Annotated in this window: 5 protein-coding genes and 2 pseudogenes; 2 read left to right on the forward strand and 5 right to left on the reverse strand. The window is 76.0% G+C overall.

Annotated features, from left to right (window positions below; translation table 11 throughout):
* Positions 1-83: 83 nt before the first annotated feature.
* On the reverse strand, positions 84-716 hold the full coding sequence (locus VR44_RS30295; RefSeq protein WP_245692514.1) for an ArsR/SmtB family transcription factor: 633 nt from the start codon (positions 714-716) through the stop codon (positions 84-86).
* Positions 717-1,075: 359 nt separating this feature from the next.
* On the opposite strand from VR44_RS30295, the gene VR44_RS30300 reads away from it, so the two are divergent.
* Positions 1,076-2,368 (forward strand): MFS transporter, encoded by a 1,293-nt coding sequence (locus VR44_RS30300; RefSeq protein ID WP_094192016.1) that lies wholly within the window; start codon positions 1,076-1,078, stop codon positions 2,366-2,368.
* An 18-nt stretch (positions 2,369-2,386) separates the two neighbouring features.
* Here the strand turns inward: VR44_RS30300 and VR44_RS30305 are convergent, their stop codons facing one another.
* The gene (locus tag VR44_RS30305; protein WP_094192013.1) at positions 2,387-3,304 is read right to left on the reverse strand and encodes an NADP-dependent oxidoreductase; all 918 of its coding nucleotides are present in this window, start codon (positions 3,302-3,304) and stop codon (positions 2,387-2,389) included.
* 158 nt (positions 3,305-3,462) lie between these two features.
* Positions 3,463-4,536: pseudogene (locus VR44_RS30310) on the reverse strand (RNA ligase (ATP)); the annotation flags it as partial.
* 135 nt (positions 4,537-4,671) lie between these two features.
* Here VR44_RS30310 and VR44_RS30315 point away from each other — a divergent pair.
* Positions 4,672-5,435, forward strand: a pseudogene (locus VR44_RS30315) (SDR family NAD(P)-dependent oxidoreductase).
* 48 nt (positions 5,436-5,483) lie between these two features.
* Here the strand turns inward: VR44_RS30315 and VR44_RS41540 are convergent.
* Positions 5,484-6,215, reverse strand: a complete 732-nt coding sequence (locus VR44_RS41540; RefSeq protein ID WP_052713896.1) for a peptidoglycan-binding domain-containing protein — start codon at positions 6,213-6,215, stop codon at positions 5,484-5,486.
* Positions 6,216-6,384: 169 nt separating this feature from the next.
* Positions 6,385-7,653 carry an MFS transporter gene (locus tag VR44_RS30325; protein ID WP_063778986.1) on the reverse strand — a complete coding sequence of 423 codons (1,269 nt, stop codon included), beginning with the start codon at positions 7,651-7,653 and terminating at the stop codon, positions 6,385-6,387.
* Positions 7,654-8,109 lie beyond the last annotated feature (456 nt).

The raw sequence follows: 8,109 nt of genomic DNA on the forward strand, positions 1-8,109 counted from the left end.
GGGCTTGGGGGAGGCGTGGCGGGCGCCGTGGATGCCGTGCGGGACCTTCGCAACACCCCCTGGAGCGCGTGCCGGCCCCCGGCTCACCTGCCGGGGGGCGGGTGGGCCTCCGGCTGTGAGGGGTCCTCCCCCAGCAGTGCTCGCCCGAGGTCGACTGCCGCGTAGTGGACCTCCCGGCCGTAGCGGTGCCCGGTGACCAGGCCCGCGTCGCGGAGCACCGACAGGTGCTGCGAGACCGCGGCGGGGCTGAGTCCGGTACGGGCGGCCAGCTGGGTCGTGGTGGCGGGGGAGGTCACCGCTGCGAGCAGTCCCGCGCGGCTGCGCCCGAGGAGCCGGACCAGCCCGTCGCCCGGCCCGCCCGCGCACTCCCACAGGGTTCCCACCGCCCGCGCCGGATAGATCACGCAGGGCGGTACCGCGCCCCGGCCCGCGACCAGCAGGCACCGCCCGGCGAACGCGCTCGGCACCAGGGTGACCCCGCCGCCGCGCAGGTCGAGTTCGCCGGGCGGGAGCTCGGCCGAGACGAGCCGGTTCCCGGTCCAGGACAGCGAGCGGTGCAGCCGGGCGAGTACCTCCCCGATGCCGTCCTCCGCCAGCTGCCGGGTCCGGTACGCGATGTCCGCCTCCAGGAGGGCCCGGACCCGCGGCCAGTGGGGCCGGACGGCAGTGCGCCACCACGGCAGGACGCCACCACGGCAGGACGGCCTCCGCCGCACCCGCTCCGGCGGCGGCCAGTTCGTCCTCGATGGCGGCCAGCGGGCAGCGCGGGGGCGGCACGGCGTCCAGGTCGAGGCCGATGCCGAAGCCGGGGGCGGGCGGCGGCCCGCCGGGCGTGCCGAGGGCGTGCTTGATCCAGGGCAGGTGCAGCGCGTACCGCCCCGGGTCGGCCACGGCCCGCAGTCCGGCGGCGGTCTCGAACAGCGGTGAGACCGCGAACCGTACGTTCGCCAGGTCCTCGACGTCGAAGCGCACGGCGCCCATGCCCGCCACCTCTCCTCCCCTCGGCCCGGCGCGATCTTTCGGCCAGGACTGAATCAATTGTCGCGCCCCGCCACAGCTGGTGATCTCACGGTCCATGACGCTCTCTCACCTCCGTTCCGCACCACAGGCCCAGGCCCCGGCCCAGGCCCCGGTCCCGTCCGGCTTCGGGTTCCTGTGGGCCGCCGACACCGTCAGCCAGGCCGGGACCGCCGTGACCCTGCTGGCGCTCCCGCTGCTGGCCGTCGGGACCCTGAATGCCACCCCCTTGCAGGCCGGTCTGCTGGTGGCCTGCGAGTACCTCGCCTTCCTGCTCGTCGGGCTGCCCGCCGGGGCCTGGGTGGACCGTTCGCGCCACCGCCGGGTGATGGTCGCGGGCGATCTGGCCCGGGCGGTGCTGCTCGCCTCCGTCCCGGTCACGGCGCTGCTGGACGCGCTGACCCTGGCGCAGCTGTACGCCGTCGCCTTCGGGCTGTCGCTGTGCGCCGTGTTCTCCGACGTGGCCGCGCAGAGCGTGCTGCCCCGGCTGGTGGACGGAGAGCGGCTGATGGAGGCCAACACCCGGCTGGAGGCCACCCGCAGCCTCGTCCAGGCCGCGGGGCCGGGGCTGGGCGGCGTCCTGCTGGCGGTGGTGGCGGCGCCCGTGGCCCTGGCGTTCGACGCGTGCAGCCGGCTGGCCTCGGCGCTGCTCCTCGCCCGGGTCCGTCCCACGCCCGCCCCGCCCGCTCCGGGGCAGGGGGCCGGCGAAGGTGTGCGGGCCGGGATCGGCGCCGGGCTCCGTTTCGTCTTCCGCCACCCTCTGCTGCGGGCGGTCACCCTGGCCTCCGCCGTCTCGAACTTCTGCGGCACGGTCGGCGCGGCCGTGCTGATGGTGCTGCTCGCGGGTGAGCTGGGCCTCTCACCGTTGTGGTGCGGTCTGGTGTTCACCGCGGAGGCGGTGGGCGGGCTGCTGGGCGGGCTGCTGACCGCCCGCCTGGCGGACCGTTTCGGCACCGGCCGGACGATGTGCGCTTCCGTGCTGCTCAGCGGCCTGGCGTGGCTGGCCGCCGTACCGGCCTTCCGGGACGACTGGCGGTTCGCGGTGGCCGTGGCGCTCCAGGGCCTCGGCTGGGCGGCGTTCATGCCGTTCAAGATCGGGGCGGTGACCCTCCGTCAGCGTCTGTGCCCGCCGGGGATGCTGGGGAGGGTCACGGCGACGGTCCGCTTCGTGGTGTGGGGCGCCATGCCGTTGGGGGCGCTCGCCGGCGGTCTGCTCGGCGAGTGGTTCGGTGCGCGGACGGCCCTGTGGACGGGCGCGGGGGCCGAACTCCTGGCCGTGCTGCCGTTGTTGCCCCTGTGGGCCTCCCGCCCGGACCGGGCCGGGCAGGACGCCGTCCCCGCGGGCCGGTGACCCGCCCCGGCCCGGGGCTCAGAGCTCGATGACGATCTTTCCGGCGGTGTGGCCGGCCTGGCTGAGGGTGAAGGCCTCGGCGAGCCGGGAGAGCGGGAAGGTCTCGGCGACCGTGACCGTCAGCCGGCCCTCGTCGGCGAGCCGGGCCAGCGCCGCGAGGTCCTCGCCGAGGGGACGGACCCACATCCACTGGCCGCCCGCCCCCAGCACCGTGTGGTCGGCGATGGAGGCGTGCCGGCCGCCGTCGGCGAGCACGGCCGTGGTGACGTCCAGGACTCCCCCGACGAAGTCCGCGACCACGGTCACGCCCTCGGGGGCCAGGGCGCGGACCCGCTCGGTGAGCCCGTCCCCGTAGGCGACGGGTTCGCAGCCCAGGTCCCGCAGCCGGTCGTGGTTGCGGGGCGAGGCGGTGCCGATGACACGGGCGCCGAGGGTGCGGGCGATCTGGACGCCGAGCGAGCCGACCCCGCCCGCCGCGCCGTGGACGAGGACGGTGTCGCCCTCGCCGGTGCCGAGCCGGGTCAGCAGCTGGTAGGCGGTGAGACCGGCCAGCGGCAGGCCGGCCGCCTGCCGCCAGTCGAGCGAGGCGGGCTTGCGCGCGAGGGCCCGTACGGGAACGGAGACGAACTCGGCGAACGTGCCGCCGTGCACGTAGTCCTTGCGGGCGTAGGCGATCACCTCGTCGCCCGCCGCGAACTCGGGGACGTCGATGCCGACCCGCTCGACGGTCCCGGACACGTCCCAGCCGGGGACCACCGGGTACACGACGTCCATGAGGCCGTCGAGCCCGCCCGCCATGATCTTCCAGTCGACCGGGTTGACCGCCGCGCACCGCACGCGCACGAGGACCTCGCCGGGGGCGACCTTGGGGACCGGCAGCCTGGTCTCGGCCAGCACCTCCGGCCCGCCGTAGGTCTCGTACGCCATGGCCCGCATGGTGGGCGGGCCGTCCTGGGGTTGCTGCGACATGGGTGTGCCCTCTCGGTGACCGGCGGAACCACCCCTTCCCCATCCCATCACGAACCGCCCGGCGCAACGCGGGCGCAACGCGGGCGGCGGCGCGGCCGGCTCGGCATCCGGCTCACTCGTACTCGGTCGTACTCGGTGCCGCCCTTGCGCGTCAGGTAGGCCGGGCTGACCGCCTTGGCTATGGCGCGCCCGCCGACCACCGGGCTGTACCGCTCGGCGGCCGGCCTGATGACCACGCCCTCGCGCAGGTGCAGGCCCCGCCCGGAGACGGTCTCCCGGCCACTGGCCAGCTCCAGCACGGTCTCCAGGGCGTACGGGCCCTCGTAGAGCCGGGGCACCAGGGGCAGTTCGCCGTCCTCCAGCACCTGCGCCGGGTCCAGCCAGCGCACCTGCCCGTCGACCTCGGCGCAGACGTCGAAGACGGCGAATCCGGGCGGGGCGTCGGCGGCCCTGGCCTGCGCCCCGTACGGCAGGTCCTGCACCCCGGCGCCGTAGACCTCGCCGAAGACGCCGACGCGGCTCGCGCCGAGCCGCTCGGCGATCCGGGCGGCCGCCCGCTCCACGCCGTGGCCCCGGACGGCCCGCCAGTAGACGTTGCGCTCCTCCTCCTTGAGCGCCAGGCCGCGCGCGCCGAAGCCCTTCGAGGAGACGAGGACCCGGCCCTCCTCCGCCAGGTAGGTGACCAGGCAGGCCGTACCGTGGAGCTTCTCCGTGAGGACCACGGGCTCCCCGGGCTCGAAGATCTGCGGGTAGCGCTGGAGGTTCTCGATGTCCACCCAGGGCAGCAGCCCGGGGGCCGCCTCGACCTCGCCGTTCATCGTGGTCGGGACCGGTGGGGACCATTTGACGATGCCCAGGGCCTCCGCGAAGTCGGTGCCCTCCTTGGCGGCCAGGGCCAGGTCGAGGCCGTCGAGCGCACGGGGCCGGCACACCAGCCCCTGGGAGAGCTCCCCGCGCAGCCGGACGGCTTTGACCCGGTCGTGGGAGCTTCCGGCGAGACGGCCGGTCAGGCCGAGCTCCTCGATGAGGGCGGCGGGCAGCACGGCCTGCTCGGGGATGTAGAGGGCCAGGTCTCCGGTCCGGTAGGCGCCCTTGGCGACGACGGCCCGGTAGAGGCCCACCTGGGCCAGCTCCAGGGCGTCGGCGTTCGGATGCGCGTGGACGGTGAGTTCCTCGATGGTGACGCGCAGGGTGGACATGGCGGCTCCTCTGGTCGGGTTCGGCGTGCCGGACCACTGTCGGGGCCGGTATTTCCGCTGGTCCAGCGGAAATCGGGGTGTTAGCCTGCGCCGCGCCCGGCTACCGGACGCGTACCGGAACGTCTTGGAGGAGCCATGGAACCCAGACCCGTCACCGTCGTCACCGGGGGCAGCCGGGGGATCGGCGCGGCGACCTGTGTCCGGCTCGCCGCCGAGGGCCACGACCTGGTGCTGGGCTACGCGCGCGACGAGGAGGCCGCCGCGTCCGTGGCGGAGCGGGTGCGGGCGGCGGGAGCGCGGTGCCTGACGGTGCGGGGCGATGCCTGACGGTGCGGGGCGACACCTCGCGGGAGGACGAGGTCGAGCGGCTCTTCGACGTGGCCGGGGCCGAACTGGGCCCGGTCACCGGGCTGGTGAACAACGCCGGGGTGACCGGGCCGCTGGGCCGGCTCGTGGATGCCCGGACCGAGGACCTGCGGCGGGTGGTGGAGGTGAACCTGCTCGGCTACCTGCTCTGCTGCCGCCGGGCAGCCCGGGACATGGCGGCGGCCGGTGGCGGGGCCATCGTGAACGTCTCCTCCGCGGCCGCGACCCTGGGCAGCCCCGGGGAGTACGTGCACTACGCGGCGACCAAGGCGGGCGTCGACGCCCTGACCGTGGGGCTGTCCAAGGAGCTGGGGCCGGACCGCATCCGGGTCAACGCCGTGGCGCCGGGTGTCATCGAGACCGACATGCACGCCACGATGGGCGACCCGGACCGCCCGGCCCGCACGGCCGGCGCGACCCCGCTGGGGCGGCCGGGACAGCCCTCGGAGATCGCCGGAGCCATCGCGTGGCTGCTGTCGCGGGACGCCTCGTTCACGACGGGCGCGGTGCTCCGGGTCTCCGGCGGCCGCTGACCCCCGGGACGGGCGCCCGTCCCCGCCCCGGCCCGGCCGGCTCCGGGATCAGCCGAAGGCGGCGCGGGTCGCCGGGCCGTAGACGCCGTTCGGGTCGCCCTTGATGTCGCGGTCGTGCTGGAGCTGGGAGACCCCGCGCTTGGTCTGGCCGTCGTAGACCCCGGTGATCCGGACGTACGTGAACCCCTGCGCGTAGAGCCGCTCCTGGAGCTCCCTGACCTCGGGCCCCCGGTCGCCCGGGCGCAGGGTCCCGGAGTCGCCGGGCGGCTGCTTCTCCGGTTTGCCCGATGCGCTGGTGGAGGGGCTCGCCGAAGGCTTCGCGGAAGCGGACGCGGACGGGCTGTGCGTGGGGGCCGAGGGTTTGGCGGTGGCGGCCCGGCTGCGCACCTCGGGGTCCCCGGCGCCGGGGCTGCGGGCGGGCAGCTGCGGCAGGTCCAGGTCCGGGCGGACCGCCGCCCTGGTGGTCTCCGCTTCGGGCCCGCCCATCAGGAACACCAGCGTGCCCGCTCCGGCGGCGAGCACCACCAGCGCGAGGACGGCCAGGGGCAGCCGGCTCCCCCGCCGCTCGGGCGCGTGGCGCCGCGGCGCGGCCGCCACCGGGCCGGCGGGGGTCGCGGCCGGGACACGCGGCAGGGGCTGCGTCGACTCCTCGGGCGCTTCCGGGAGCGTCGGCCAGGCGGGGTACGCCGAGCCGGACGGGCCCTCGGAGGCGGAGACGTAGGGGCGGACGAACAGGTGGTCTTCGGGCTCGGGCCCGCTCTCGTGGATGTGTGGGGACACGGTTGTCTCCCGGCACGGTCGGGGGCCGGTGCGGCGGTGCGGCACCGGCCCCCACCCGCCGGTCAGGCCCTGGGCCGCCGGGCGGCCGGGGCCTGGCCCGCTCCCGTGGCCGGCGGAGTGTGCGGGGAGCGGACGGGTATCGGCATCTGAGGCGTCTCCGAAGTGCGGCTCATGCGGTCTTCTTGAGCGGACTCTTTCCCTCCGGGACCGCTCCGGTCAAGCCGGGTGTCCGATCCGCCCCATCCTTCCCTTCTCCTTCCGCCGGGCCCGCGCCCCGGACCCGGCCCCGGCGGAGGTGGACCGCCACCGTCAGGGCGGCGGCGAGCATCAGGGCGGCTCCGGTCAGCGGGGCGGCGGGCACCGAAATGCGGTCCACCACGAGCCCGCCGGCCAGCGCCCCCGCCGCGATGGCGAAGTTGAACATGGCCACCATCAGCGAGGAAGCGGCTTCGGCGGCCCGAGGCGCGGCCTTGAGCATCCAGCCCTGGAGGCTGACGGAGACCCCGCCGTAGGCCAGGCCCCAGAGCACCAGCAGGCCGGTCCCGGCGACGGCCCCCGGCAGGACGGCGATCAGCGTCAGCACCGCGGTGAGGGCGGCGCTGACGGTGAGCAGCGTACGGCGCGGGTCGCGCGGCCCGGCCAGGAAGTTGCCCGCGACTCCGGCGAGGCCGTAGCCGAGGAGCAGGGTGCTGACGAGCCCGGCGTCGACGCCGGAGACGTCCCGCAGGATCGGCCGGACGAAGGTGTAGGCGGCGAACTGGCCGGTGACCACGAGGAAGGTCACGCTCACCCCGGTGCGCACCCCCGCGTCGGTCCGCAGCAGGGCGGGCAGTTCGGCGACGGTGACGGGCGCGGCTGGGGGCAGTGCGGGCAGCAGCAGGAGCAGGGCGGCCAGGGTCAGCGCGCCGAGGGCGCCCACGGCCGCGAAGGCCGCCCGCCAGCCGCCGAGTTCACCGAGGAGGGTGCCGGCGGGTACGCCGAGCACCGAGGCGGTGGGGACGCCGCCGAAGATCAGGGCGGTGGCCCGGCCGACGCGGTCCGCGGGGACCAGCCGGACGGCGAGACCGCCCGCTATGGCCCAGAAGCCGCCGACGCTGATGCCGACGAGCAGCCGGGCGGCCAGGACGACGGCGAAGTCCGGGGCGAACGCGGCGGCGAGGTTGGCGGCGGCCATGAGGCCGACCAGCGCGCACAGGACCATGAGGCCGATCAGCGCGCACAGGACGTGCCGCCGGTCGAGCCGGGCGGCGCCGACGGTGACGAGGGGCGCGCAGAAGCCGGCGACGAGCCCGGGGACGGTGACCATCAGGCCGGCGGTGCCGTCGGAGACGCGGAGGTCGGCACCGACGGGGGTGAGCAGGCCGATGGGCAGGAGCTCGGAGGTGATCAGGCAGAAGATCCCGAGGGAGACGGCGGCGACGGCCGCCCAGCCCTTCACGGGACGGCCGCCCGGTCGCGGAACGCCGGACGGGGGCACGGTGGACGGGGGCACGGTGGACGGGGGAACTCGGGAGGGGGGAACGCTGGAGGGGGGAACGCTGGACGCGGCTGGTTCGGTCATGCTCGGCACTCCGTACGGGGTGAAGGCGGGCGGACGGTGAACGGGGCCCGGCGGCACCAGGTCCCGGGGGTCGCGCCTCCCCCGTCGCCCGCACTGCCGTGCCGTGCCGATCGCGTTCCTGCCCATTCTGCGGCCGTCCGGGCCCGTTTCGGCCGGGCCGTTCCCCCACCGCTCCCCCATCACCCGGAAGCGTGACACGCGGAACGGGCCGGCCCCGGACTACGGCATGGTGGTCGGGTGCTGTTACGCCGGGCCGCCCTGCCCCTCTCCCTCCTGGCCCTCCTGGCCGGCGCCGGCTGTGTCTCCGTCGGCCCGGAGCACGGCGCCCCGGGC

It is taken from the genome of Streptomyces katrae, from assembly GCF_000966975.1.
Classification (GTDB): Bacteria; Actinomycetota; Actinomycetes; order Streptomycetales; family Streptomycetaceae; genus Streptomyces; species Streptomyces katrae.

Coding starts and splice junctions, on each gene's coding strand:
- VR44_RS30305 (WP_094192013.1), bottom strand. CDS start 3,304: ATGCGGGCCATGGCGTACGAGACCTACGGCGGGCCGGAGGTGCTGGCC.
- VR44_RS30300 (WP_094192016.1), top strand. CDS start 1,076: ATGACGCTCTCTCACCTCCGTTCCGCACCACAGGCCCAGGCCCCGGCC.